This is a genomic window from Verminephrobacter aporrectodeae subsp. tuberculatae, from assembly GCF_026127385.1.
GTDB lineage: Bacteria > Pseudomonadota > Gammaproteobacteria > Burkholderiales > Burkholderiaceae_C > Acidovorax > Acidovorax aporrectodeae.
Genome location: NZ_QZCX01000001.1, coordinates 1,924,501 through 1,951,087 on the forward strand (window position 1 = coordinate 1,924,501; position 26,587 = coordinate 1,951,087).

Consider the following 26,587-nt stretch of genomic DNA (forward strand, 5'->3'; position numbering starts at 1 on the left):
CATCCCTTCCACGCAAGCACAAAGGAGTTCACATGATTGCCCAGGAACTGGAAGTCAGCTTGCACATGGCCTTTGTCGAGGCCCGCCAGCAGCGCCACGAATTCATTACCGTGGAGCATCTGCTGCTGGCACTGCTCGATAACCCCAGCGCGGCGGAGGTGCTGCGCGCCTGTTCTGCGAATATCGACGATTTGCGCGTAGCGCTGACGAATTTCATCAAGGACAACACGCCCCAGGTGGCCGGCACCGACGAGGTCGACACCCAGCCCACGCTGGGCTTTCAGCGCGTGATCCAGCGCGCCATCATGCACGTGCAGTCCACGGGCAACGGCAAGAAAGAAGTCACCGGCGCGAACGTGCTCGTGGCGATCTTCGGCGAGAAGGACTCGCACGCCGTGTACTACCTGCACCAGCAGGGCGTCACCCGCCTGGACGTGGTGAATTTCATCGCCCACGGAATCAAGAAGGGCGACCCGCCCGAGCCCGCCAAGGTGGACAGCAGCCAGACCGAGGGCGAGGAAAACAACGTCTCCGAGCGCAACGAGAAGGCGTCTGCGCTGGAGCAATTCACGCAGAACCTGAACCAGGCGGCGAAGGACGGCCGGATCGATCCCCTGATCGGCCGCCACTACGAGGTCGAGCGCACGGTCCAGATCCTGTGCCGCCGGCGCAAGAACAACCCGTTGCTGGTGGGCGAAGCCGGCGTCGGCAAGACCGCGATAGCCGAGGGCCTGGCCTGGCGCATCACGCAGGGCGACGTGCCCGAGATCCTGGCCGAGGCCGTGGTGTACTCGCTCGACATGGGCGCCCTGCTCGCGGGAACCAAGTACCGCGGCGACTTCGAGCAGCGCCTCAAGGGCGTTCTCAAGTCGCTCAAGGACAAGCCCAACGCCATCCTGTTCATCGACGAGATCCACACGCTGATCGGCGCCGGCGCCGCCTCGGGCGGAACGCTCGACGCATCCAACCTGCTCAAGCCGGCGCTCTCCAATGGCCAGCTCAAATGCATTGGCGCCACCACCTTCACCGAATACCGCGGCATCTTCGAGAAAGACGCCGCGCTGTCGCGCCGCTTTCAGAAGGTGGACGTGGTCGAGCCCAGCGTGGCCGAGACCATCGACATCCTCAAGGGGCTCAAATCCCGCTTTGAAGAGCACCACAGCGTCAAGTACGCCATCGCGGCGCTGCAGGCCGCGGCCGAACTCAGCGCCAAGTACATCAACGACCGCCACCTGCCCGACAAGGCGATCGACGTGATCGACGAGGCCGGTGCCGCCCAGCGCATCCTGGTTCCGAGCAAGCGCAAGAAGACCATCGGCAAGACCGAGATCGAAGAAATCGTCGCGAAGATCGCGCGCATCCCGCCGGCGAACGTGTCGAACGACGACCGCAGCAAGCTCCAGACGCTCGAGCGCGACCTCAAGAGCGTCGTCTTCGGGCAGGACAATGCCCTGGAAGTGCTTGCCAGCGCGGTGAAGATGGCGCGCTCGGGCCTGGGCAAGGGCGATCGGCCGATCGGCTCGTTCCTGTTCAGCGGCCCCACCGGCGTCGGCAAGACCGAAGCGGCCAGGCAGCTCGCGTACATCATGGGAATCGAGCTGATCCGCTTCGACATGTCGGAGTACATGGAGCGCCACGCGGTCAGCCGCCTCATCGGCGCGCCCCCCGGCTACGTCGGGTTCGACCAGGGCGGGCTACTCACCGAAGCCATCGCCAAGAAGCCGCACGCCGTGCTGCTGCTCGACGAAATCGAGAAGGCGCACCCGGACATCTTCAACGTGCTGCTGCAGGTGATGGACCATGGCACGCTGACCGACAACAACGGGCGCAAGGCGGACTTTCGCAACGTGCTCATCATCATGACCACGAACGCCGGCGCCGAGGCCATGAACAAGGCGAACATCGGCTTTACCAACTCGCGCCAAGCGGGCGACGAAATGGGCGACATCAAGCGCCTGTTCACTCCCGAGTTCCGCAACCGCCTGGACGCGATCGTCAGCTTCAAGGCGCTCGACGAGCAGATCATCCTGCGCGTGGTCGACAAGTTCCTGCTGCAACTGGAAACCCAGCTCGCCGAGAAAAAGGTCGAAGTCACCTTCACCGACGCCCTGCGCAAGCACCTGGCGAAGAAGGGCTTCGACCCCCTGATGGGCGCGCGCCCGATGCAGCGCCTGATCCAGGACACCATCCGCCGGGCCCTGGCGGACGAACTGCTCTTCGGGCGCCTGACCGAAGGCGGGCGCCTGACGGTGGACATCGAGCTCAAGACCGGCGACAAGGGCGTGGAGACGCCCGAGGTGCTGCTCGACATTCAGTCCTTCCCCAAGAAGGACCGCAGCGCCAAGGGGGAACCGACTGCGCCCGAAGAGGCGACTGCCGACTGATTCGGCAAGCCACGCGCCGCCCCAAGCGCCGGAGCGCGCGTCCGCTGAGCAACGCCCGTCCGGGGCCATGCGGGCTGCGGCTGTCGCCACGGACAGCTGACGCCAGGGAGCATCAGCCCAGATGCTGCCCAAGGATTCCCGCGAGCTCGAACATGCCCGCCTGGTCCTTGCCAAACACGGCGCGCAGCTTCGCGTCCGCGACGATGCTGCGCTTGTTCCGGGGATCCTGCAGCTTGTTCTCCCGGATGTATTCCCAGAGCTTTTTGATCGCCTCGGGGCGGGTCACGGGCGCGCTGCCGATCACGGCGGCCAGCGCGGCGTTGGGGAGCTTGCCTGCGCTGGCCTTGGCGCGGGGGGAGGTCTTGGCCGCGGCGGTCTTCTTGGCTGCGGCCTTTCTTGCCGGCAACGCCGCCTTGGCAGCGACAGCGGCGACGGCAGGCTTGCGCTGCGGGAACTTGCTGGGCGCAAATTCAAAGCCGACCTTGCCCGCGTCCTTGTCCCAGGCCAGGTGGGCCTTGAAGGCGCGGCGCGTGCGCTGGCTCACGAACTTGTCGAGCAGGTCGGTCTTTCCGGTGGCCAGCAGTTTCTCCATCTGCCCGCGTTCCACGGCCTGCTGCAGGATGACCGTGCTGCTCTTGAAACGGCAACTGGGCGTGGGCTGCGCGGCCGTGGGAACGGCCTTGCTGCACAGGTAATTGCCGCGGTGCTCGTGTATCTCGGCGCCGCAGAGGGGGCAGGGGCCCAGGGACGGGTCGGCAAACGTGACCAACTCGCCCGATTCCTCGGCGGCCCGGTCGTCGCCAAAGTCGAATTCGAGCCGGTAGTTCTTGGCCTCTTCGTCGTAGCGGATGACGATCTCCGAGCGGAAGGGCCAGCCGGCCTTGGAGCGAAAGCCTTCCAGCGGGCCGATCCTGCGGTCGCGCAGCAGGGCCTCGGCCTCGGCGGTTTCAAAGGTGCGGCCCGCGGGCGATTTGCCAAAACTGAAGCCGCAGCCCTCGCCCTTGCCGCCGGCGCCGGTGCAGGCAAAACGGCGGTAGTTTTCCTTCACCACGGCGCCGCAATTGGGGCAGGGCGCTTGCAGGGTGGCGTAGTCGCCGGGGATGGTGTCGCGGTCGTATTCCTTGGCCTTTTTCACCATGCGCCCGGTCATGGTGGCGATTTCGGCCATGAAGGATTCGCGGCTGAGCCGGCCCTTTTCCATCTGCGCGAGCTTGAACTCCCACTCGCCCGTGAGGTCTGCGCGGCACAGCTCTTCGACCCCGAGCCCGCGCAGCAGCGTCATGAGCTGGAAGGCCTTGGCCGTGGGGATGATTTCGCGGCCCTCGCGCAGCATGTATTTCTCGTGCAGCAGACCTTCGATGATCGCCGCGCGTGTGGCCGGCGTGCCCAGCCCCTTTTCCTGCATGGCCTGGCGCAGTTCGTCGTCGTCGAGCTGCTTGCCGGCGCCCTCCATCGCCCCCAGCAGCGTGGCTTCGGAGTAGCGCGCAGGCGGCCGGGTCTTCAGGCCCTTGGCCTCGGCGGCCAGGGTGTGCACCATTTCGCCGGGCAGTACGGGAACCAGGTTCTGGCCCTTGTCGCCGTCCTTGCCGCCCTCCACCTCGGCGGCGGCTTCCTTGCCGTAGATCGCCAGCCAGCCAGGCTTGACGAGCACCTTGCCCTCGGTTCTGAAGCGGTGCGGGGCGACGGTGGAAATCCGTATGGTCACGGTGTACTCGGCACTCGGGAAGAACACCGCCATGAAGCGACGCACCACCAGGTCGTAGAGCTTTTGCTCGGCGTCGCTCAGGCCGCTGGGGGCCTGCAGCGTGGGGATGATGGCAAAGTGATCGCTCACCTTGGTGTTGTCGAAGATGCGCTTGGACGCGCGCAGGTAACCGTTCTTGAGCGCCGTGTGGGCGTGCGGCGCCAGATGCTGCATGCCGCTGGCGGCGAGCATCTCGAAGGTCTGCTTGGCCACCGGCAGGTAATCCTCGGGCAGAGCGCGGGAATCGGTGCGCGGATAGGTCAGCGCCTTGTGCCGCTCGTACAGGCTCTGCGCCAGCGCCAGCGTGGTCTTGGCCGAGAAGCCGAATTTGCCGTTCGCCTCGCGCTGCAGGCTGGTCAGGTCGAACAGCAGGGGCGAGGCCTGCGTGGTGGGCCGGCTCTCTTCGGTGACGCTGGCCGGCTTGCCGCGCACGGCGTCGGCAATCGCCTGCGCCTGGTCCGCGGACCAGACGCGGTCGGCCTTGGCCTCGGCGTCGGCGCTTTTTTTCCACTCGGGGTCAAACCACTTGGCGGGGTACGCGCCCGCCTGCGCGCCAAAACTGGCGTGGATTTCCCAGTAGTCGCGGCTCACGAAGCCGCGGATTTTCTCTTCGCGCTCGACCACCAGCGACAGCGTGGGCGTCTGCACCCGGCCCACCGTGGTCAGAAAGAAGCCCCCGTCGCGCGAATTGAACGCCGTCATGGCGCGCGTGCCGTTGATCCCCACCAGCCAGTCGGCCTCGGAGCGGCTGCGCGCGGCGCTCGCCAGGCCCGCCATTTGCTGCTCGCTGCGCAGCGCGTCGAAGCCGTCGCGGATGGCCTGCGGCGTCATGGACTGCAGCCACAGGCGCAGGACCGGCTTGCCCAGGGGTTTGGCGCCGCCGGCGTACTGCTCGATCAGGCGGAAGATCAGCTCCCCCTCGCGGCCCGCGTCGCAGGCGTTGATGATCCGCGTGACGTCCTTGCGCCGGGCCTGCTTGACGACGGCGTTCAGGCGGCTGCGGGTCTTGTCCACGGGCTTGAGGTCGAAGTACGGCGGGATCACGGGCAGGTGGGCAAAGCTCCACTTGCCGCGCTTGACGTCGAATTCTTCCGGGGCCTGGATTTCGACCAGGTGGCCCAGGGCGCTGGTGACTACATAGTGCTCGCTCTCGAAGTGGTCTTCGTGCTTCACGAACTTGCCGGCCACGGGCGTGAGTGCGCGCACGATGTCCTGCGCCACCGAGGGTTTTTCTGCAATTACCAGGGTCTTGGTCATTTGGGGGCTCCCTACCAGTCTTTGCGCGCCAGGGTCGGCCCGGGCGCTTTCACAAGCCTCTACAGCTTCTACAATCCGGGCTTTCGCGCGCACGCCTACGCGCGCGCACCTGCGTGCACCATCAAGTTAACAGAGTTTTTCCATGTCCCGTTTCACATCGCCCGCAGCCCCAACCCGTGCGCGGGGGCGCCGCATCCAGGTCCGGCGCTCGGGCGTGCATGGCAAGGGCGTGTTTGCCATGCAGGACATTGCCGCAGGCGAGGTCCTGTTGGAGTACGTCGGCGAGATCATCCGCTGGCAGGAAGCGCAGGAGCGCCATCCGCACGACCCGTTGCAGCCCAACCACACGTTTTACTTCCATGTGGACGAGGAGCACGTGATCGACGGGAAGTTTGGCGGCAACGCCTCGCGCTGGATCAACCACAGCTGCGACCCGAACTGCCACGCCGACATGCGCGACGGGCGCATCTTCATCACGGCGCTGCGCCGCATCAAGGCCGGCGAGGAACTGAACTACGACTACGGCCTGGTCGTTGACGAGCGCTACACGCCCCGGCTCAAAGCCGAGTACCCCTGCTGGTGCGGCAGCAGGAACTGCCGGGGCACGCTGCTCGCCCCCAAGCGCCGCCGGGCGCCGGCCGCACACCCGGCCCCGGACGCGGCGCCGAAACGCAACCGGCAGGCCGCCCGGTGACCACCCCCATGCGCTGGCCCGTCGAGACCCTGTGCGCAGCGGTGTCACCGCTGCTGCCGGGCTTTGCCGTCGAAGTGCTGCCCAGCGTCGATTCGACGAACACCGAGCTCATGCGCCGTGCGCGCGCCGGTCGCTGCGCGCCCAGCCTGCTCGTGGCCGAACGGCAGACCGCAGGGCGCGGGCGGCTGGGGCGCGTGTGGCACAGCGACGCGGCGCACGGCGCGGCGCACGGCGCGGGGGGCGCAATCCCCTCTCTGACGATGTCCCTGGGGCTGCCATTTGCGCCCCGGGATTGGTCCGGCCTCTCGCTCGCCGTGGGGGTGAGCGTGGCCGAGAGTCTGCAACCCGTGCTGCCCCCCCGGGGTGCGCAGCGGCCCGCACGCCTGGGCCTGAAATGGCCGAATGACCTGTGGCTGGACAGCGCAGCGGGCGAGCGCAAGCTGGGCGGAATCCTGCTGGAGACGACCAGCCTCGTAGCGCGCGGGCCCGCGGCCTCCTGCAGCGCAGCACGCTACGCGGTGCTTGGCATAGGCATCAACGTGCTGCCGCGCAGCGCCGAGGGCCTGAGCCTGCCGCCAGGCAGCCTGCAGGACCTGGAGCCCGGGCTCGACGCCCCCGCCGCGCTGCTGCGCATCGTGGGACCGCTGGTGGCCATGCTGCAGGCGTTCGAGCAGCACGGCTTTGGCCCCGTGCAGCCGCGTTTTGCGGCCCGCGACCTGCTGCACGGCCGCGCCGTGGCGCTCAGCGACGGCCGCACGGGCAGCGCGCATGGCGTGCGCGAGGACGGCGCGCTGCTGGTGCGCATGGCCGGCGCACTGCAGGCCATCAGCGGCGCCGAAATCAGCGTCCGGCCCAGCGCCGCGCAGCCGGTGTGATCGGTGTGATGTTTTCTCTGTCGAAAGGGTCCGTTCCATGCTGCGCTTTGCACTGATCGTGCTGCTGCTGGCCAACGCCGGCTACGGCGCCTGGTCGCATGGCCTGCTGCGCCCCTGGGGCCTGGCCCCGCAAGAGCAGACCGAACCCCAGCGCATGCGGCAGCAGATCCGGCCCGAGACGCTGCAGATCCTGAAGTCGAATCCGAACCCGGGCGCAGCGGCAGGCCCCCCGGACCCGCAGCCCCCTGTGTCCGCGCAACCCGCCGGCGAATGCCTGCAGGCCGGCGTTTTCGACGAACGCCAGGCGGCCGCCCTGCGCGCCGCAACCGCGGCCCTGCCCCAGGACAGTTGGGTGCTCGAGCCCACGCCCCTGCAGACCGGCCGCTGGATGGTCTACATGGGGCGTTTCGACGACCTGGAAACGCTGGACAAAAAGCGCACCGAACTGCGCACGCGCAAAGTGGATTTCGACCGCGCGGGCGGCACGCTGGAGCCGGGCCTGTCGCTGGGCCGCTTCTCTTCGGAAAACGCCGCCAAGCGCGAACTGGCGAACCTGGTCAGCCAGGGCGTGCGCACGGCCCGCGTGGTCCAGGAACGCCCCGAATCCCCGGGCTTTACGCTGCGCCTGCCCGCAGTCAACGAGGCGCTGCGCCCGCAACTCGAGACCCTGCGCAACGCCATGGCCGGCAAGACGCTGCGCGCCTGCGGCTGAGCCGAGTGCATGGGCGACCAACCGCAGCGCTTCATCGAGCGAGGGTGGGTCAGGCTACTGATGCAGGGCGGCCGGGCGGCGAAACTGGGCGCTTTGGCTCACAAAAACGCCCATGATGATCACAAGAACCATGCAAATCTGGAATATCGTCAATCGTTCGTCGAGAAATACGAACGCCAGCCCCACCGAGAATACCGGGATCAGATTGAGATACGCGCTGGCGATCATGGCAGTTGATTTTGCGACGCCCCAGTTGTATAGAAAATACCCGCCGAACGTGACGAAGGTCGCGAGGTAGAAGATGGCGATCCACGCACTGGTGGGCACTGTGGCGGGGATATCGGCGGTCCAAAGCAGGGGTGCAAAGAGAAGCGCGCCACCAAACGCCTGCAGGGCGGTCAGGAAGAGCGGGCTGTAGCGGTCGGACAGTTTTTTCAGCACCACGATGTAGATCGTCGAGGACGCCATGGCCCCGAATTCCAGCGTATTCCCGAGCCAGGGATTGGGCGAGCTTTCGATGCTCGGCGAAGCGGCTGTCAGCAGGACTGCGCCGACGATGGAGATCGCGGCGCCAATGAAAGTCACCAGGCTGGGACGCTCCCTGAGGAAGACCCAGGCCGACAGGGCGAGCAGAGGGGGCTGCAGCGAGTTGATCGTCCCTGCTGCGGACGCAGACGTGTACTTCAACGCCTGCGATTCAAGAAAGAAGTAAAGGCCCGGGTCGCACACCGACATGATGAGAAAGTATTTCCAATCGCCGCGCGTGTATGCCATGCCACGCCATAGCCTGTATATCAGGATAAAGCATGACGAGGCAATGATCATTCTGATGAGGACGATCAATCCCGGGTCCATATGACCCACGGCGTGTTTCATGGCAACAAATGAGCTTGCCCAAAAGAAAACCGCGAGGACCAGTGCTGCCTGGGCCCACACTGGATTTTCCTTTGCCCGTGCCATCAAATCATTCTCCGGATAGGGGTCGGATCCGGCGCGGTGGCACAAATCCTGGATCGCATGGTGCGCTGGCGTTGGCGTGCGTGCCTGTCAACTGTGGCTCGGCCGCGTGCATTGCCAATGCTTTCTACCAGAAACCCGCTGCCCAGCGTTCTCAGCCAGGGCGTTGCGTCGATAAAAAGCCTCAAGCGCGATCTGGATGCCGGCGTCCCGCTGAGCGCGCCACCTCGGCGCGAAGGAAAACACCTGGACGAAACGCGGCAGTCGGGACGCCTGCGTTCGGCGGGCCCGGCGGTGGCCTGGCGTCAGAGGCCGGAGAGCACCGCCGTGCTATGCAGCGCTGTCGGACGAAATGCTCGGGGCCGCAGGAGCCTGTGGCGGGTCGATGGGCAGCGGGCGGCCAGCGACTTGGCGCAGGCGGAGGTACTCGGCCATTACCTTGGCCACATAGCCGCCGTCGTCGGTGTTGGCCGCGCCCGCGTAATGGCGCAGGCCGCCCTCCAGGGAGCCGGCGCGCGCAATGCATTCCTGCAAGACCTTGACCCCCACGCGCAGGTTGCTCACCGGGTCGAAGGCGTGCCCGCCGAAGTTCTGGTACTTGTCGGCGTGCACCCGGGTCATGACCTGCATCAGGCCCTGGGCGCCCATGGCGCTCTGCGCGAACGGATTGAATTTCGATTCGATGGCCATGATGGCCAAGATCAGCGCCGGATCGATCCTGGAGCGCGCGCCGATGCCGTAGGTTTCGGCCACCAGCACGCCCAGCGGCTCGGTGGCCACACGGTACTTTTTGCTCAGCCAGAAGGCCACGGCGGCTTGCTCCCGGGGCAGTTCCTTGGGGTTTCCGGCCGTGGCGTGCTCGCTGGCCTTGGGCTCAGCAAGGGGGGCGGGGATTTCCACCGGGTCCACCTGGCGCGCCTGCAACCAGTGCTGGAGCTGCTCCTTGCCGGCTTGGCGCAGGTCCGGGCGGGCCGTGAGGACGATGAGTACAAAGGCAACGGCCAGGCCGACGAGGGTCAGGCCGTTGCGGGTGATGGCAAGAGCCTCCCCGGTCGCGCGCACGGCAAGGCGGCGCAGGCCGGAGACGGTTTTTTCTGATGCTGTCATGAATCTCCTTTTCTCTGGAGGCGGGACTGCGCCCCTTGGGCAGATCGCCATCGGATTTCGAGGGGGGATTCCCTGATCTGATTGAGCCGGGTTCGGCTGTGGGCCGGTTTTTCTTGTGGGGCTCGTTGGTGAAGCGGCGGATTCTAGAAGCCTGCGAAATACACAGTCAATACTAACAAAAGTAATTTTAGGACGTTTTGGTTATGAAAAGTTTCAGAAAATCCTCCAGAACTGCGCAGCGCAGGATGGGCGCTGTTCCGTGGGGGCTCATGAAAAATTCAATCGATCATCTTGTTTCCATTGAGAATCCTGTTTGAGTTGTCGCTGCGACTTTGGTAAGGTCCGCATGGCCTGTGGAATTCAGGCGTCGCCAGACGAAGCGAAGTCTCCCTCCGAGGGCATTCAGTGCCAAGGTGCAGCAGATGCCGCTTCCATGGCAAACCCTTGGGGGCAATACCTTGCCTCCGCGCCATGCGGACCGTTCATCTCCGCGTTGCGAGCGATGGCAAAGACCGTTGTGTCAGCCGTCAAGCCCGGCGGGCAGGCCACGAGGTGCTGTCCGTCGGGCTTTCTTGTTTGTTTCCGCAGTGTGCCAAACCCGGTGAAAATAGCCTTTTCCATAGTTGCTGCCTTGGCGCGTGCGCTGCGCCCGCCACGGCAGACCCCCAGGCGGAGCGCGCGCAACGTGGCCTCCGCCGTCCACTGGATCCCTGTTTCCATTTTTTTTCCTGCAGCCACATGTCCGACGCATCTGAAGTGAATCCAGTCCCGGCCAAACCCCAGGCGCCGCATGCGCTCGACGCGCTGACCGGCGGCGCCTTTTCTGCCGCCACCTCGGGCGAGCGCGCCGCGCGCATCCGCGACTGGCTGGCCACCGAGCCCGCATCCGGGCAGTTGCAGGAAGTCTTCAAGGAGCTCAGCGCGCGCGACAAGGGCGCAGCCCGTGCGGTGCGCGAGCGCCTGAATGAAATCCGCCGCGCGAAGGAGCAGGAAGCCATTGCCGCCGAATGGGCCGAGAAGGCCCAGGCGCTGCTCACTGCGCCAAAGCTGAACATCGCCGACGCGATGGCCTGGCAGCGCGACGCGGCCAAGGCCGGCGCGCCGTTGTCGCGCGAGCCGCTGTCGCTGCTCAAGCTGCAATTGGCGGACCGGGTGCGGGTCATCGAAGACCTGCAGCATCGCGTGCAGGTACAGCGCGAGGCCGCCGTGCTGCTGGCGCAGCGCATCGAGGTGTTCTCCACCAAGCCCTGGCGCGACGCGCTCGCAGCGCTCGAACCGCTGCGCACGGACGTCGCCCGCTGGCAGGAGCAGGCCCGGGAACTCACCGGCGATGCGTGCTGGGCGAGCGTGGATATGCGCTTTCCCCCCTTGCTCGACGCGTCCCGCAGCCAGTTGCTGGTGGTCTGGGATGCGTTTCAGCCGGCGCTCGCGCAGGCCATCGCCGCCGCCGAGGACGCGGCCGCGCCCTTGCCGCCGGTGCCCGTGTGGGCCGACGAGCTGCGCGCCGCGCGCGGCCTGCCCGCCGAGCCGGCGCATGCGCCCAAACCCAAGGTGGCGCCCGAGGTGCTCGAGAAGGCCGTCCAGACCGTGCGCGAAGCCCTGGTGACATTGGAAAAGGAAACCGCCGAAGGCCACGGCAAGGCGAGCGTCGGTGCCGCGGCCGCGCTGCGCGCCGTTCTCAAACAGCACGGCAGGCACATAGACAATGCGCTCGAGCAGCAGGTGCACAGCGCGTTGGTCGCCGCGGGGGAACTCGAGGGCTGGCAGCGCTGGAGCGCCGACCAACTGCGCGAAGACCTCGTGGCGCAGGCCGAGGCGCTGCTCGAGCGCCCCGAAGGCCAGGCGCTGGGCGGGCGCAAGATGCAGGAAACCCTGCGCCGCCTGCGCGAGCAGTGGAAGCAGGCGGATCAGGGCGGCGCGCCGAACCACGCGCTGTGGAAGCGGTTTGATACGGCCTGCAACACCGCGCACAAGGTGGTCGAGGTCTGGCTCGAGAAGCTGCGCACCGAGGCCGCCGGACACAAGGCCCGGCGCCTGGCGCTGATCGAAGAGCTCAGCGTCTGGGCGCAGGCGCACGCCGCATCCGGAGACTGGAAGGCCACGCACCGTGCGCTGCAGCAGTTTGCCGAGCGCTGGCGCGAGGGCGGCCACGTGGGAGAGAAGCTCTTTGCCGAGTTGCAGCCGCTGTGGAAACAGGCCATGGACCTGGCCGCCGCGCCCCTGGAGGCCGCGCAGAAGGAGAGCCTGGTCCGCCGCCAGGCCCTGGTCGAGGAGGCTGCGGCGCTGGGCGCCGCGCCCACGCTGCGCATCGACGCCATAAAGGCCCTGCAGCAGCGCTGGCAGGTCGAGGCGCAGACCGTTGCGCTCGAGCGCAGGCAGGAACAAAAGCTCTGGGACGCGTTTCGCAAGCCCATCGACGAGGCCTTCAGCCGCAAGTCGGCGCAGCGCGAGCGCGCGCTCACCGAGCTGACGGCGCACGACCGCATGGTCCTCGACGCCTCCAAGGCCCTCGAAGCCGCCAACGCGAGCGGCGACACGCAGCGCATCCGCACGGCCCTGCAGGCGCTGGAAGCGGCCTTGCGCGGTCAGTCCCAGGCGGCAGAGCAGGCGCGCAGTGACGAGCCGGCGCAGGCGCAACCTTCCCCGAATGCGACCGAAGCGGAAGCGTCTGATACAGCGCCTGACACGGTGCCGGAGAACGCTGGCGCGGGCGCGGCCACTGCGGATGCGCCCAAGGCCGCGCAGCGTCCCGTGCGCGCGGTGCGCGGCGACGACCGCCCCGGAATGAAGAAGGACGCGCCCGCCGCGCCTGGCCGGGGCGCGCGCCCCGGCGAGTGGCGCGACGCCCGTGTGGGGGATCGGGACGCCAGCCGGGGCCCGCGCGCCGCAGGCCGCGGGGACGAGCGCAACGCCCGAGGCCAGCGCCCCGCGCCCGAGGAGCGCGCCCCGCGCCTGGGCGACACCGCCTTCCGCGCGCAGCGTGAGGCCATGGAGAACGCCCAGCTGGCGCTCAAGAAGCTCGCGGCGCAGGCGCATGGCGAGGCCCTGACGCAGCTGCTCACGGCCTGGGAAAAGCGCGATGCGGCCCAGGTCCCCGCGACGCAGGACCTGGGGGGGCGTGTGCCGCCCGCGGTGCGCAGCGCCTGGGTGCAGGCCCTGTCGTGCGCGCCGCAGGGCGATGCGTCCGAAGCGCTGCTGCGCCTGGAGATGGCGGCCGAGGCGCCCACCCCGGCAGAGCACATCGCTGCGCGGCGCATGCTGCAGTTGCAGTTGCTCACCCGGCGCAACGACCCCGCGCCCGCCCAGACCTGGGGCCAGGACGCGGCCCGCGTGCTCGCGAGCGCCAGCGATGCGGGCAGCGCACGCCGCCTGCAGGGCGCGTTGAAGACGCTGCTGCGCAAATGACGGGAAAGCGGACCAGCGCGCTCCCCTGTTTTTTTCGGATGGTCTACCATGGAATCAGAAAATAACGAAACATCGGGCGGCATACGGTTCAATCAATATCGGATGTCGTGGGTGGCATACGTCCGGCCCGGGGTGGTGTTCTTCCTCCTCTCGGCGCTGGCCGTTGTCCTGGGCACACTGAATCCGTCCCTGGGCGTCGTTGCTGCCCTGGTAGCACTGGCGATATTTGTCTATCAGGTGCTCTACCTGCGCAGCATGATCTTGTTCACCGACGATGATGGCGTTTGGTTCTTTCGCGGTGTCTTTCCCTGGAACAAAGGCATCACCGGCGTGAAGTGGCGAGACGTCGAGGACGCCGTTTTTTTCACCGGCTTTGTGAGCTGGGCTTTCAATTCCTATTCGATCAGGGTCGGCCATCGCTTCACGAAGGCCAGCGAACTTGTAATTCCAAATGTGAGGGACGGGCACAATGCCGTCGTCCACATTAACGAAGTTCACTTGGCCAGATTGGGCGATTCGCACCGCTGAAAATGGGAAAACCGTGGACGCGCTGCGCATCCGCCCGTTCGATCCGGCCGACGAGCCCGCAGCCATCGCGCTCTGGCATGGCTGCGGCCTGCTTCGGCCCTGGAACGACCCGCACAAGGATATTGCCCGCAAGCTGCGGGTGCAGCCCGGGCTGTTTCTGGTCGCCACCCGACCGGCCGAGGGCGCTGGCGAGGAACTGCTGGGCACCGCCATGGCCGGTTATGACGGGCACCGCGGGTCCGTCTACTACTTGGCCGTGGCCCCCGGCGTGCAAGGCCTGTCCGTCGGGCGGCGCCTGATGGCCGAAGTGGAACAGCGCTTGCTGGCGCTCGGCTGCGCGAAGATCAACGTGCTGGTGCGCAGCAACAATTCCCGGGTGCTCGGCTTCTATGCGCAACTGGGATACGCGCGCGACGAGGTCTTCTCGTTGGGCAAGCGCCTGATTCCGGATCTGTGAAACGCACCGGGGAGAGCATCCGTGCCGGGGTGCTCACGGCCGGGTCTTCTGCGCTGGGCCGCTGGCTGCCGGGTGCAGCATCCATTCGTGCGCCGGGTCGTTGCGAAAGACCCAGGTGCGGCCCGGGCCGGCCATCACGTTCAGGTAGTACAGCCGGTAGCCGTGCGGGGCCACCACCGGGTGGTAGCCGCGCGGCACCAGGACCACGTCGTGGTTCTCCACGGCGCAGGCCTCGTCCAGGCTCCGGTCGTCGGTGTAGACGCGCTGGAACGCAAAGCCCTGCGGCGGGTCGAGCCGGTGGTAGTAGGTCTCTTCGAGCAGGGTTTCGTCGGGCGCTGCGTCGCGGTCGTGCTTGTGCGGCGGGTAGCTGCTGGAGTGGCCCGCGGGGGTGATGACCTCGACCACCAGCAGCCGTTCGGCCGCCGGGTTGTCGCCCATGAGGATGTCGCAGACATGGCGTGCGTTGCTGCCCGCCCCGCGGGTGCTGCGGCGCATTCCCGCGCCGTCGATGCGGCACACGGGCCGCTTGCCTTCGACGCAGGGCGCGCTGCACAGGGCGACCTCGGCGGCGCGCGTGGCCGTGATCGTCAGCTGCTGGCCGCCGGGCAGGTACAGCGCGTCGGGCGAGATTTCCTCGAAAACGCTGTCGCGCTTGCCGAGTCCTGCAAAGCGCTGCCCGCCGACCTGCACGTCGACGCTCCCGGTGAGCACCACCACGCACAGCTCGCGCGCTCCCGTCTCCAGGCTCTCGTGCTCGCCGGCGCCGAGGCGCAGCGCGCGAAAGCCCACGTGCTGCCAACCGGCAGACGCCGGCGTGACGCAGCATATCTCGCGCCCGGGCGCGGCCTTGATCAGCAGGGGGGAAATCGGCATCGGGGTGTTCTCCTCGCGCGGGGGGGTGTACTTAGCGGCCCAACTGATCGACCAGCGCGCGCAGCGTGTCGTAGCCTTTGCGCGCGTATGGCTGGCTGGGCGCGACGGCGGGGTCCTGCTCGGCTTCGACGACGAGCCAGCCCGCGTAGCCGGCGTCCCGGAGAACGCGCAGCAGGGGCTCCCAGGCCAGGGCGCCGTCGCCCGGAACGGTGAAGGCGCCGTTGACGACGGCGTCGAGAAAGCTCCAGCCGCTGCTGCGCGCCTGCGCGACGATCTGCGCGCGCACGTCCTTGCAGTGCACGTGCGCTACGCGGGCCACGTGCCTTCCGAGCAGCGCCACCGGGTCGGCGGCGCCGCCGAAGAAGGCGTGGCCGGTGTCGAAGAGCAGGAAGACGCTTTGCGGGTCGGTCAGCGCCATCAGCTGGTCGATGTCGGCGGGCGACTCGACGTAGGCGCCCATGTGGTGGTGGTACGCGAGCCGGATTCCGTAGCGGGCCAGCAGGTGTGCGCCAAAGGCGTTCAGGCGCGCGGCGTAGCGCTGCCACGCGGCGGCGTCGGCAAAGCGCGGGCGCCGGGACAGCGGTGTGTCGATCTGGCCCTGGATGGTCGCGGCGCATTCGCCGTAGACCACCACCTGCACCGCGTTGTGTTGCAGCTTGCGCATATGCGCCTCACAGCGCTCGATCTCGGCGGCCACGGCCTGCGCGTCGCTCTGGCCGGGCGCGGGCTCGGCGAGCATGCCGCTGTACCAGCCCGAGACGCAGACCAGGCCGAACTCGGCGAGCTTGGCTTGCAAGGCGGGGCCGTCGCCGGGAAACTTGTGGCCCAGCTCGAAGCCGGCGTAGCCGATCTGCGCGCCTTCGGCGAGCGCGGTCTCGAGCGCGGTCTCGCCGCCGAGTTGCGGCAGGTCGTCGTTCATCCAGGACAGCGGATTGATGCCGATGCGGACGTTCCAGGTCGTCATGGTGGTATGGGTCGGGTCGGGTGGTTCGGGGCTGGCGCTCAGCGGCGCTGCCGGGTCTTGGCTTCGAGGTAGTCGCGCTGCGCGGCGGCCACCCCGGGGCGGGGGGAGACCTGCGGCACGGCCACCTCCCACCACGCGCCGCCGTCGTCGGTCGTGCGCTGGTGCGTGGTGTCGATCACCAGCAGCTGGCTCTGCGTCGCCGCCCGGGCGCGGCGCATTTCGCGGCGCAGTTCCTCGACGCTGCGCACGTGCACGGCTTCGGCGCCGAGCGCGCGGCCGTGCAGCGCGTAGTCGATCGCCGAGCGCGTTCCGCCCTCGGGAACGCAGGCGTCGAGCAGGTTGTTGAAGCTCGCACCGCCGGTCCGGGTTTGCAGCCGTTCGATGCAGCCAAAGCCGCGGTTGTCCAGGAGCACGACGATGATCTTGCGCCCGAGCAGCACCGAGGTCGCGAGCTCGGAGTTGAGCATCATGTACGAGCCGTCGCCGACGATCACGATGACCTCGCGCTCGGGCCGCGCCAGCTTCACGCCCAGGCCGCCGGCGACCTCGTAGCCCATGCACGAATAGGCGTAGTCCATGTGGTAGTTGCCCGGCAATGCGCTGCGCCAGAGCTTGTGCAGTTCGGCGGGCAGCGTACCCGCGGCGCACACGACGACGTCGTTGCGCGCGCTGTCGAGTCCCGCGTCGGCGGCGGATTCGCGCACCGCGCCGATGACCTCGGCCTCGTAGGGCAGCGCGTTTTCCGGGGGGCGGGTGGTCAGCTGCGTCACGCGCGCGACCCAGGCGGCGGCCTGCTCGCGGCAGCCGGCGGTCCAGTCCGGGTCGGCGCGCCATCCGGCGAGTTCCGCCGAGAGCTGCTCCAGGCCGGTGCGCGCGTCGGCCACGAGCTGCTGGCCGCGCTTCTTGCCGGCGTCCAGGGGCTGGACGTTCAGGCTCAGCAGCCGGGCCCGCGCGTACAGCGCGTGCGATCCGGTCGTGAAGTCCTGCAGGCGCGTGCCGACGGCAAGGACCAGGTCGCACTCCCCGGCGGCGCGGTTCGCTGCGGGCGAGCCGGTGACGCCGATCGCGCCCAGGTTCAGCGGCAGGTCCCAGGCGAGGCTGCCCTTGCCGGCCTGCGATTCCGCCACCGGGACGCCGTGCGTTTGCGCAAAGGCGCGCAGCGCGTCCCAGGCCTGGCTGTAGAGCACGCCGCCGCCGGCGACGATCAGCGGCCTCTTTGCCGATCTGAGCAGCGCGCCGGCCGCGGCCAGTTCCACGGCGTCTGCCGGCGGGCGGCGCAGGCGGATGCGCGCCGGTTGGAAGAAGTCCAGGGGCCAGTCGCAGGCGAAGGTCTGTACGTCCTGCGGCAGCGCCAGGCACACCGGGCCGCATTGCGCGGGGTCGGTCATGACCTGTATGGCGCGCGGCAGGGCCACGAGCAGTTGCTCGGGCGCCGTGATGCGGTCGAAGTAGCGCGTCACCGGGCGAAAGCAGTCGTTGACGCTGAGCTCGCCCTGCTCGAAGCTCTCCAACTGTTGCAGCACGGGGTCGGGCAGGCGCGAGACGAAGACATCTCCGGGCAGCAGCAGCAGCGGCAGCCGCGCCACGTGCGCCAGCGCCGCGGAGGTCAGCATATTCGTCGCGCCCGGGCCGATGCTCGACGTCACGGCCATGATGCGCTGGCGGAAGTGGGCCTTCGCGAAGGCCACGGCAGCGTTCGCCATGCCCTGCTCGCTGTGCGCGCGCAGCGTCGGCAAGCGGTCCTTTTCGGCCTCCAGTGCTGCGCCCAGGCCGGTCACGTTGCCGTGGCCGAAGATCGCGAAAACGCCCGCGCAGTAGGGCAGGATTTCGGTCTCGCCGTCGGGCCCGGTGACCTCGGCCTGCAGCGCGGCCAGGTAGCGCACCAGCGCCTGGCCCACGGTCAGGCGCACGCTGGCCTGGGCGGTTTGCATCGTCATTGCGGTCGGCTCCATCGTCATGGTCATCGTTGTTGTCATCGTTGTCGTCGTCATTGCGGGCTCGGCGCCCCGGTCGGGCCGTGCAGGCTGCGCCCCTGCCAGGCGTCCACCAGCCGGGCAAAGTTGCCGGCGACCGCGTCGATCAGGGCCTGGTCGCCGATCCGGCCGCGCAGCCATTCGAGCGCGGCCTCGGCCCACAGGGTACGCCCGACCATGAAGCCCTTGACGATCGGGTTGTCCGCGCAGCGAAAGCTCTCGGCCAGATACTCCAGCGGCTGGTTCAGGCCCAGGATCACCGCGCCGCGGCAATACGGGTCGCGCTCGGCGATCAGCGCCGCGAGCTGCGACCAGCCATCGGGGCGCATCGGCGCGAGCTTCCACCACTCGGGCCGGAGTCCCAGGTTGTACAGGCGCTTGACGGCGCGCAGCAGCACCTCGTCCGCGCCGTCCGTCTGCGCTGCCGGCGTGGCCGGCGTTTGCAGGCGCGGCGGGATCAGCTCGATCAGCAGTTCGTTGCCGCTCGCGCGCGTCGCCTCCCAGAGTTCGAGCAGGGTCTGTTCCTGTTCCAGGCGCAGGTCCACGGGGTCGTCCGGGTGGTAGTGCACCAGGCACTTGGCGACCTGCTCGGTGGGCCAGTGCACCAGCGCCGACCCCAGCGAGCGCGTGCCGTCGAAGCGCAGCGGGCGCGAACCCGGCAGTTCCACCGGCCGGCCGACCCACCAGCCGCGCCCGGTGGCCTGCGCCAGCGCGTCGCAGCCGTAGGCGCCGCCGTCGATCAGCACCCCGACGCGGCCCTGCAAGCGGTGGCTGCGCTCCACCTGCTCGGCGGCGCGCAGCAGCAGCAGCTTGAGCGGATTGATGCGCGCCTCGTCGGCGCCGGCGGTGTGCGCCAGATCGTAGAACTGGCTGCGGTGGTCGAAGGCCATCACGCACAGATCGTCCCAGCGCCGGCGCGTGACGCTCACGCGGTGCAGGTGCGCGAGTTGCCGGTCGGCGTCCACCCGGGGATGGCGCTGACCACCGAACCAGTGCGCCAGCTCGGCCGGCGTGGGCATGGACGCCGAGCAGGCGTGGCGCGAGACCACGATCGCGCCGCAGGCGTTGGCGAGGCGCGTGGACTCGGCCCAGTCCCGGCCCTGGAGCAGGCCCGTGAGCAGCCCAGAGAGAAAGGCGTCGCCCGCGCCGAGGACGTTCAGCACCTCGACGCGCTCGCCGGGGTAGCTTGGCGCGTCCTCGATGCGCGCGGGCAGCGCGCCCTCGATGACGCAGCAGCCCAGCGCGCCGCGCTTGACGACGAGCACCGCCTGGCTGTGCTGGCGCACCGCTTGCAGCGAGGCCATGAGCGCGTGCGGCACGCCGCCGGCGATCAGGAACTCCTCCTCGGTGCCGACGAGCAGGTCGAATTCGCCGAGCACCTCCTGCAACTGCTGCGTGACGCTGGCGTCGGGAACGTAGCGGTTCGCGCCCGCGCCGCGCGGCGTCAGGCCCCACAGCACGGGCCGGTAGTCGATGTCCAGCACGCGCACCAGGCCATGCGTGCGTGCGTGGCCGAGCGCCGTCAACGCCGCCGCGCGGGTGGTCGGGGTGGACAGGTGCGTGCCGGTAATGGACAGCGCGCGGCAGCCGGCGATGAAGTCCGCGTCGATCGCGTCGGCGCGCAGCGCCATGTCGGCGCAGTTCTCGCGCATGAAGAGCAGCGGGAAGCTGTCGCGGTCCTTGAGGCCGAGCAGCACCAGCGCGGTCAGGCGCTCGGGGTCGGTCTGCAACTGGCTGGTGTCGCAGCCCTCGCGCTCCAGCGTCTGGCGCAGGAAGTGGCCCATCTGCTCGTCGCCGACGCGCGAGATCATCGCCGTCCTCAGCCCCAGCCGGGCGACGCCGAAGGCCAGGTTCCCGGACGAACCGCCGAGGTACATCTGGAAGCTGCGCGCGTCTTCGAGCGGGCTGCCGAATTGCTGCGCGTAGAGGTCCACGGCCACCCGGCCCAGGCAGGCCAGGTCGATGCGGCGACCACTTGGAAATTTCAGGACGCTCATGTCAGTGTCAGTTCTCAGGCCCGTTGCCCGTTGTCGGCGGCGATGTGGATGGAGTGGCGGTCGTTTCCCCGCGGGCGTGCCGGGGCGACCCCCTGCCGCGCTCTCGTGGCAGGCGAGCGGAGTCTAGCCAGGCTGGAAATAAAATTCCCTAGGTGAAATCACTTAGAAAATATTTTCTAAAAACCGGCGCTGCAAAACTACACTGGCATCCTGCTGGCGCCTGTCCGATCCGGCCGATCCGGGCGCCCGGCACCCATACCCATCAGAGGAGACATCGGGATGAAAAAACTGTTCCTGGCCGCGACGGCGGCCGCCACCCTGCTGGCTTCATCGCTGGTCTGCGCGCAGAAAATCGGCGTGACCATGGCGCAGTTCGACGACACCTTCCTGACCATCCTGCGCACCGGCATCTCCGACGCGGCCAAGAAGGCCGGCGCCAGCGTGCAGATCGAGGACGCCGGCGGCGACGTCGGCAAGCAGCTGAGCCAGATCCAGAACATGATCGCGCAGAAGGTCGAGGCGATCATCGTCAACGTCGTGGACACCGACGCCACGCCCAAGATGACCCGCATGGCGCTCGACGCGAAGATCCCCCTGGTCTACGTGAACCGCAAGCCGGTGGACTTCGAGAAGCTGCCCGCGGGCGTGGTCGTGGTCGCGTCCGACGAGACGGTGTCGGGCCGCTTGCAGGCGCAGCAGGTGTGCAAGCTGCTCGGCGGCAAGGGCAGCATCCTGATGCTGCTGGGCGACCTCTCGAACGAGGCGGCGCGCACGCGCACCAAGGCGGTCGAAGACCTGCTCGCGACGCAGGAATGCGCCGCCATGAAGATCATCGACAAGCGCGAGGGCAAGTGGAGCCGCACCCAGGGCCAGGACATCACGACCAACTGGCTGAGCTCGGGCCTGAAGTTCGACGCCATCGTCTCGAACAACGACGAGATGGCCATCGGCGCGATCAACGCGCTCAAGGCGACCAAGAAATGGACGCCCCAGACCGTCGTTGCGGGCATAGACGCAACGCCCGACGCGCTGGCGTCGATGAAGGCCGGTGATTTGAAGGTCACGGTCTTCCAGAACGCCGCCGGGCAGGGTGCGGGTGCGATCGACGCGGCCATCCGGCTGGCGAAAAAGCAGAGCGTGGAGCGTTTCGTGAACGTGCCGTTCGAGCTCGTCACGCCCGCGAACCTGGCCCAATACGCGGGCAAGAACTAAGGGTCGTCCGGGCGTGCACGGCCGACGGATCGGCGCGTGCACTACCCGGCCCATTGCGAATGGTTTGCGAGGAGAGTCCTTCCATGTCCAGCGTCCTGATGGATCGGCCAGCGTCCCTTGCCGGGGGCGAACGACCGGCCGCACCCGACTACCTGCTCGAAGTGCGCGAGGTGGGCAAGTCCTTTCCCGGCGTGCGCGCGCTCGACGACGTGCAGTTCCGCCTGCGCCCGGGCAGCGTGCACGCGTTGCTGGGCGAGAACGGCGCGGGCAAGTCGACGCTGATGAAGATTCTTGCCGGCGTGCACGCGCCGGACCGGGGCGAGATCCGCGTCAAGGGCCAGCCGGTGACGCTGGGCAGCCCGCTGGACGCGCTCAATCGGGGCATCGCGATGATCCATCAGGAACTGAACCTGATGCCCTATATGACGGTGGCGGAGAACATCTGGATCCAGCGCGAGCCGAAGAACCGCTTCGGCCTGATCGACCACGGCGCGCTGCGCCGGCACACGCAGGCGCTGTTCGAGCGCCTGGCGATCGACGTGGACCCCGAGGCCGAGGTGCGCAGCCTCACGGTGGCGAGCCGCCAGATGGTCGAGATCGCGAAGGCGGTGTCGTTCGACTCCGACGTGCTGATCATGGACGAACCCACCTCGGCGCTGACCGACAAGGAGGTCGATCACCTGTTCGGCATCATTCGCCAGCTGCGCGCGCAGGGCAAGGGAATCGTCTACATCACGCACAAGATGAGCGAGCTGTTCGAGATCGCCGACGAGTTCTCGGTGTTCCGCGACGGCCGCTACATCGGCACGCACGCCGCCTGCGACGTCACGCGCGACGAGATCATCCGCATGATGGTCGGGCGCGAGATCGCGCAGCTGTTCCCCAAGGAGGAGTTGCCGATCGGCGAGGTCGTTCTGTCCGTGCGCAACCTGGCCGTGGAGGGCGTTTTCCGCGACGTGAGCTTCGACCTGCGCGCCGGCGAGTTCCTCGGTCTCGCCGGACTCGTCGGCTCGGGCCGCTCGAACGTCGCCGAGGCGCTGTTCGGCGTGGTTCCGGCGACCTCGGGCGAGATCCGCATCGACGGCCGGCCGGTGCGCATCGCCACGCCCGCGCAGGCGATGCGCCAGGGAATGGCCTTTCTCACCGAGGACCGCAAGGAGAGCGGCTGCTTTCTGATCCTCGACCTGCTCGCGAACCTGGAAGCGGCGGTGCTGCGCGCGCGCTACGTGAAGTGCAACTTCGTGCAGCAGAGGCTGCTGCGCCGGGGCTGCGAGGACATGCTGCGCACGCTGCGCGTGAAGGCACCGGGGCTGCACGAAACCATACAGAACCTCTCGGGCGGAAACCAGCAGAAGGTGCTCATCGGCCGCTGGCTGCTGACCCGGCCCCGGATCCTGATCCTCGACGAACCGACGCGCGGCATCGACGTGGGCGCGAAGGCCGAAATCCACCGCCTCGTGACCCGGCTCGCGGCCGAGGGCGTGGCCATTGTGATGATCTCGTCGGAGCTGCCCGAAGTGCTCGGCATGTGCGACCGCATCCTGGTCATGCACGAGGGCCGGATGACCGGAATCGTCGAGCGCAAGGACGCGGACCAGGTGCGCATCATGGAGTTGGCATCGCGCTGAGGGCCCGGTTGCAGCAGCGCGCAAGAGCGGTTTTTTTTACGCAAACAAGTCAAGGAGCAAACATGAAATTCACCCGCAAGATGGCCGTGACGGCGCTGGCTGCAACGGCCTTGGTGGCCCTGGCGTCCGGCGCCGCGCACGCGCAGAACATCGCCGTCGTGACGCACGGCCAGGCGAACGACGCGTTCTGGTCGGTCGTGAAAAACGGCGTCGAAGCCGCGGCCAAGGACGCGGGAATCAAGGTCAGCTACCGCGCGCCCGAGAGCTTTGACATGGTCGCGATGAGCCGGCTCATCGACGCCGCAGTGAACCAGAAACCCGACGGCCTCGTGGTGTCCCTGCCCGACGCATCGGCCCTGGGCCCGGCGATCCAGCGCGCGGTGAAGGCCGGAATCCCGGTGATCACGATCAACTCCGGGCAGGAGTTTTCCAAGAAGCTCGGGGCCCTGCTGCACGTTGGCCAATCGGAATACGAGGCGGGCCGCGTTGCCGGCGAGAAACTCAAGGCCATGGGCGGAAAGAATGGCATCTGCGTGAACCAGGAGGTGGGCAACGTCTCGCTGGACCAGCGCTGCAAGGGCTTTGCGGACGGCTTTGCCGGAAAGTCCAAGGTGCTGCCCACGGGCAACGACCCCGCCGAGGCGCGCGCCAAGGTGAAGGCGGCGCTGGATTCGGACACGACCCTCGACACCATCATGCTGCTCGGCGCCGCGACCGTGGGCGAACCCGCGCTGGCCGCGGCCAAGGACTCGGGCCGCATGGCGAAGATCCATCTGGCGACCTTTGACCTGTCTGCGGGCTTCCTCAAGGCCATTGCCGCGAAGGAAGCGGCGTTCGCCATCGACCAGCAGCAGTTCCTGCAAGGCTACCTGCCGGTGAGCTTTCTGGCGCTGCACGCGAAGTACGGTCTGATCCCCGCGGGCAACGTGCCGTCCGGCCCGAACCTGGTGACCGCAGAAAAGGCCGCGCAGGTGATCGAGCTGTCCGCCAAGGGAATCCGCTGATGCGGCAACGGCGCAGCACCCCCTCTTGCATGCAGACGCCATGAACGCCCCGGAAAAGAACGCCGACGACCGCCTCAAGCGCATGTCGCCGCTGGCGCGCTTCATGGCGCGGCCCGAACTCGGCGCCGTCGCCGGCCTGGTCCTGGTGACGGTGTTCTTCATGCTCTGCGCGGACCCGGTGATGTTCAGCCTGGCCGGCCTGGTGAATTTCCTGACCCCGGCGGCGCAGCTGGGGATCCTGGCATTGGGCGCGGCCCTGCTGATGATCGGCGGCGAATTCGACCTCTCGATCGGATCCATGATCGCCTTCGCCGGCCTGGTTTTCTCCAGCGCCATCGTCGTCTTCAAGCTGCCGCTGATCGTCGCGGTGTTCATCACCCTGTTGATCGCCGGCACGATCGGCGCGGTGAACGCCTGGATCGTCCTGCGCACCGGTTTGCCAAGCTTCATCGTGACGCTGGCGTTCCTCTTCGTTTTGCGCGGCCTGAGCTTGGTGGGTCTGAAATGGGCCACCGGGGGATCGACGCAGCTGCGCGGCGTGAGCGAGGCCGTCCAGGACAGCGCGCTGCTCGAGCTCTTCAGCGGCAAGGCGCTGGAAGGAACGTTCGCCGCGCTGGACGCGCGCGGGCTGATCCCGCGCTTTCCGACCGGCGAGCCGATGATCACGGGAATTCCCGTGGAAATCGTCTGGTTCGTGCTGCTGACCGCGGTGGCCACCTGGGTGCTGCTGCGCACCCCGCTGGGCAACTGGATTTTTGCCTCCGGTGGCGACGCCACGGCGGCGGAGAACTCGGGCGTGCTGGTGCGCAGGGTGAAGACGGGGCTGTTCGTCTTTGCCGCGCTGTGCGCGGGGCTGGTGGCGATCATCACGGTGCTCGACAGCGGATCGACGGACGCGCGCCGGGGATTCCAGAAGGAGTTCGAGGCCATCATCGCCGCGGTGATTGGCGGCTGCCTGCTCACCGGCGGCTATGGCTCGGCCGTCGGCGCGTTCCTGGGGTCGATCATCTTCGGCATGGTCATGATCGGGCTGACCTACACAAAAATCGATCAGGACTGGTACCTGGTCTTCCTGGGCACGATGCTGTTGGTGGCCGTGCTCTTCAACAACATCATCCGCAAGCGTGCGACCGGGGAGCGTTGAGATGGAATCCCCCCCTGAGGTGGTGCATCCCTTGGTCGAGATGCGCGGCATCGAAAAGCATTTCGGCAACATCATCGCCCTCTCCGGCGTCTCGTTCAGCGTGAACGCGGGCGAATGCCACTGCCTGCTCGGGGACAACGGAGCGGGCAAATCGACCTTCATCAAAACCATGTCGGGCGTGCACCGGCCGTCGCGCGGAAGCATGCTGGTGAATGGGGTGGAGGTGGTGCTCGAGAGCCCCAGGCAGGCGATGAACGCCGGCATTGCCACCGTGTTCCAGGACCTGGCCATGATTGCGCTGATGTCGGTGACGCGCAACTTCTTCATGGGGCGTGAGCCGACCAAGGGCTGGGGGCCGCTGAAGCGCTTCGACGTCCAGCGTGCGAACGAGATCACCATGGCCGAGATGCAGCGCATGGGAATCCGCCTGCGCGAACCCGGGCAGGCCGTGGGCACCCTGTCCGGCGGGGAGCGCCAATGCGTGGCGATCGCGCGCGCGGTGTACTTCGGCGCCAAGGTGCTGATCCTCGACGAGCCGACCTCGGCGCTCGGGGTGCGCCAGACGGCGAACGTGCTGGCCACGATCGACCGCGTGCGCAAACTCGGGATCGGCGTCGTTTTCATCACGCACAACGTGCGCCACGCCATGGCCGTGGGGAACCGCTTTACCGTGCTCGACCGCGGCAAGACCCTGGGCACCGCAACGCGCAGCGAAATCAGCGCCGAGCAACTGCAAAACCTGATGGCCAGCGGGCAGGAACTCGCCACGCTCGACGGCTCGTTGGGCGGCACGGTCTGAGCGCGGCCGGCCCCGATCCACACAGTCCACGCACTCCACACAGGAAACCCGAAAACATGCACGACAGTTTTGAGCTTGCCGCGTGCGCCGAAATGCTTTGGCGCGACAAACCCATGCAGTGGCGCGTCAAGCGCCTGACCGAACTCGGATTCCAGGTCGGCCTGTGGAACTGGCCCGCGCACGATCTGGCGATGCTGGAGAAATCCGGCGCGCGCTTTTCCATCATGAACGGCTACCTGCACGGCCGCCTTGCGGACGACGAAGGCGCGGCCGAATTGCTGCGCAGCGCGCGCGAGACCGCGCAGGTCGGCAAGCGCCTGGGCGTTGCGCGGCTGAACCTGCACGGCACCGGCCTGGACGAGCACGGCCTGCCCGTGGCGGCCTGCGAGACGGTGACTGGCGCCATGTGGCTCAAGGCGCGCGACACCCTGGCGCGCATCGCCGACATGGCCGACGAGGAGGGCGTGACCTTCACGCTGGAGAACCTGAACCTGCCCGTGGACCACCCCGGCGTTCCCTTCGCCCGGGCGCAGGACACGCTGGCGCTGGTATCGGCGCTGAACCATCCGCGCCTGCGCCTGAATCTGGACCTCTACCACGCGCAAATCGGCGAAGGCAATCTGATCGAACTGTGCCGCCAATGCCTGCCCTGGATCGGCGAGGTGCAGGTGGCCGACGTTCCCGGGCGCCGGGAGCCGGGCAGCGGCGAAATCAACTACGCCGGCGTCGCGCGCGCGCTGCACGCCATGGGCTACCGCGGCCCCGTGGCCCTGGAGGCCTTTGCCTCGGGCGACCCGGAGGCGGCGCTGCAAGCCTTCCGGGCGGCGTTCACGATTTAACCCCCCTCGACCGTTTTCATTTCTCAGGAGTCAT

At 67.9% G+C, this 26,587-nt stretch carries 21 protein-coding genes; 13 read left to right on the plus strand and 8 right to left on the minus strand.

The window, feature by feature from the left end:
• Positions 1–32: 32 nt before the first annotated feature.
• Positions 33–2,384 carry an ATP-dependent Clp protease ATP-binding subunit ClpA gene (gene clpA, locus D5041_RS08315; RefSeq protein ID WP_265284343.1) on the plus strand — a complete coding sequence of 784 codons (2,352 nt, stop codon included), beginning with the start codon at positions 33–35 and terminating at the stop codon, positions 2,382–2,384.
• 112 nt (positions 2,385–2,496) lie between these two features.
• Here the strand turns inward: clpA and D5041_RS08320 are convergent, their stop codons facing one another.
• Positions 2,497–5,385, minus strand: a complete 2,889-nt coding sequence (locus tag D5041_RS08320) for a DNA topoisomerase III (protein ID WP_265284344.1) — start codon at positions 5,383–5,385, stop codon at positions 2,497–2,499.
• 142 nt (positions 5,386–5,527) lie between these two features.
• Between D5041_RS08320 and D5041_RS08325 the strand changes: the two genes are divergently transcribed.
• Genes D5041_RS08325 through D5041_RS08335 form a run of 3 tightly spaced genes read left to right on the plus strand, consistent with a single transcriptional unit; the run spans position 5,528 to position 7,666 of the window.
• The gene (locus D5041_RS08325) at positions 5,528–6,079 is read left to right on the plus strand and encodes an SET domain-containing protein (RefSeq protein WP_265257739.1); all 552 of its coding nucleotides are present in this window, start codon (positions 5,528–5,530) and stop codon (positions 6,077–6,079) included.
• Between the two features lie 8 nt (positions 6,080–6,087).
• Positions 6,088–6,954 carry a biotin--[acetyl-CoA-carboxylase] ligase gene (locus tag D5041_RS08330; protein WP_265257738.1) on the plus strand — a complete coding sequence of 289 codons (867 nt, stop codon included), beginning with the start codon at positions 6,088–6,090 and terminating at the stop codon, positions 6,952–6,954.
• Between the two features lie 37 nt (positions 6,955–6,991).
• Positions 6,992–7,666 (plus strand): hypothetical protein, encoded by a 675-nt coding sequence (locus tag D5041_RS08335; RefSeq protein WP_010109996.1) that lies wholly within the window; start codon positions 6,992–6,994, stop codon positions 7,664–7,666.
• A 54-nt stretch (positions 7,667–7,720) separates the two neighbouring features.
• On the opposite strand, the gene D5041_RS08340 is transcribed toward D5041_RS08335, so the two are convergent.
• The 3 genes from D5041_RS08340 to D5041_RS08350 all read right to left on the minus strand — a co-directional run bounded on the left by D5041_RS08340 (position 7,721) and on the right by D5041_RS08350 (position 10,450).
• The gene (locus D5041_RS08340) at positions 7,721–8,626 is read right to left on the minus strand and encodes a DMT family transporter (protein WP_081479944.1); all 906 of its coding nucleotides are present in this window, start codon (positions 8,624–8,626) and stop codon (positions 7,721–7,723) included.
• 327 nt (positions 8,627–8,953) lie between these two features.
• On the minus strand, positions 8,954–9,730 hold the full coding sequence (locus D5041_RS08345; RefSeq protein ID WP_265284345.1) for a lytic transglycosylase domain-containing protein: 777 nt from the start codon (positions 9,728–9,730) through the stop codon (positions 8,954–8,956).
• Positions 9,731–10,132: 402 nt separating this feature from the next.
• Positions 10,133–10,450, minus strand: coding sequence for a hypothetical protein (locus tag D5041_RS08350; RefSeq protein WP_010110003.1), 318 nt, complete (start codon positions 10,448–10,450; stop codon positions 10,133–10,135).
• Positions 10,451–10,468: 18 nt separating this feature from the next.
• On the opposite strand from D5041_RS08350, the gene D5041_RS08355 reads away from it, so the two are divergent.
• Genes D5041_RS08355 through D5041_RS08365 form a run of 3 tightly spaced genes read left to right on the plus strand, consistent with a single transcriptional unit; the run spans position 10,469 to position 14,120 of the window.
• Positions 10,469–13,135 (plus strand): DUF349 domain-containing protein, encoded by a 2,667-nt coding sequence (locus D5041_RS08355; protein ID WP_265284346.1) that lies wholly within the window; start codon positions 10,469–10,471, stop codon positions 13,133–13,135.
• 48 nt (positions 13,136–13,183) lie between these two features.
• Positions 13,184–13,663, plus strand: a complete 480-nt coding sequence (locus tag D5041_RS08360) for a hypothetical protein (RefSeq protein WP_138927979.1) — start codon at positions 13,184–13,186, stop codon at positions 13,661–13,663.
• Positions 13,664–13,685: 22 nt separating this feature from the next.
• Positions 13,686–14,120 (plus strand): GNAT family acetyltransferase, encoded by a 435-nt coding sequence (locus D5041_RS08365; RefSeq protein WP_029554602.1) that lies wholly within the window; start codon positions 13,686–13,688, stop codon positions 14,118–14,120.
• 33 nt (positions 14,121–14,153) lie between these two features.
• Here the strand turns inward: D5041_RS08365 and iolB are convergent, their stop codons facing one another.
• From iolB to D5041_RS08385, 4 genes are read right to left on the minus strand one after another with little or no spacing between them, the layout of a single operon-like run.
• Positions 14,154–14,993, minus strand: a complete 840-nt coding sequence (gene iolB / locus D5041_RS08370) for a 5-deoxy-glucuronate isomerase (RefSeq protein ID WP_265284347.1) — start codon at positions 14,991–14,993, stop codon at positions 14,154–14,156.
• 31 nt (positions 14,994–15,024) lie between these two features.
• The gene (iolE, locus tag D5041_RS08375; RefSeq protein ID WP_265257732.1) at positions 15,025–15,957 is read right to left on the minus strand and encodes a myo-inosose-2 dehydratase; all 933 of its coding nucleotides are present in this window, start codon (positions 15,955–15,957) and stop codon (positions 15,025–15,027) included.
• A 38-nt stretch (positions 15,958–15,995) separates the two neighbouring features.
• On the minus strand, positions 15,996–17,894 hold the full coding sequence (gene iolD / locus D5041_RS08380; RefSeq protein ID WP_407702239.1) for a 3D-(3,5/4)-trihydroxycyclohexane-1,2-dione acylhydrolase (decyclizing): 1,899 nt from the start codon (positions 17,892–17,894) through the stop codon (positions 15,996–15,998).
• A gap of 50 nt (positions 17,895–17,944) precedes the next feature.
• The gene (locus tag D5041_RS08385; protein ID WP_265284348.1) at positions 17,945–19,927 is read right to left on the minus strand and encodes a bifunctional 5-dehydro-2-deoxygluconokinase/5-dehydro-2-deoxyphosphogluconate aldolase; all 1,983 of its coding nucleotides are present in this window, start codon (positions 19,925–19,927) and stop codon (positions 17,945–17,947) included.
• Positions 19,928–20,206: 279 nt separating this feature from the next.
• Here D5041_RS08385 and D5041_RS08390 point away from each other — a divergent pair, with 279 nt between their 5' ends.
• The 6 genes from D5041_RS08390 to D5041_RS08415 all read left to right on the plus strand — a co-directional run bounded on the left by D5041_RS08390 (position 20,207) and on the right by D5041_RS08415 (position 26,553).
• Complete coding sequence (locus D5041_RS08390) at positions 20,207–21,139, plus strand: sugar ABC transporter substrate-binding protein (RefSeq protein ID WP_265284349.1); 933 nt, start codon at positions 20,207–20,209, stop codon at positions 21,137–21,139.
• Between the two features lie 83 nt (positions 21,140–21,222).
• A complete protein-coding gene (locus tag D5041_RS08395) occupies positions 21,223–22,767 on the plus strand; it encodes a sugar ABC transporter ATP-binding protein (RefSeq protein ID WP_407702240.1) in 1,545 nt (514 codons plus the stop codon).
• Between the two features lie 62 nt (positions 22,768–22,829).
• On the plus strand, positions 22,830–23,771 hold the full coding sequence (locus tag D5041_RS08400; protein WP_265257729.1) for a sugar ABC transporter substrate-binding protein: 942 nt from the start codon (positions 22,830–22,832) through the stop codon (positions 23,769–23,771).
• Positions 23,772–23,811: 40 nt separating this feature from the next.
• On the plus strand, positions 23,812–24,915 hold the full coding sequence (locus tag D5041_RS08405; protein ID WP_010104972.1) for an ABC transporter permease: 1,104 nt from the start codon (positions 23,812–23,814) through the stop codon (positions 24,913–24,915).
• A 1-nt stretch (position 24,916) separates the two neighbouring features.
• A complete protein-coding gene (locus D5041_RS08410) occupies positions 24,917–25,714 on the plus strand; it encodes an ATP-binding cassette domain-containing protein (RefSeq protein WP_029554388.1) in 798 nt (265 codons plus the stop codon).
• A gap of 56 nt (positions 25,715–25,770) precedes the next feature.
• A complete protein-coding gene (locus D5041_RS08415; RefSeq protein WP_265257728.1) occupies positions 25,771–26,553 on the plus strand; it encodes a TIM barrel protein in 783 nt (260 codons plus the stop codon).
• Positions 26,554–26,587 lie beyond the last annotated feature (34 nt).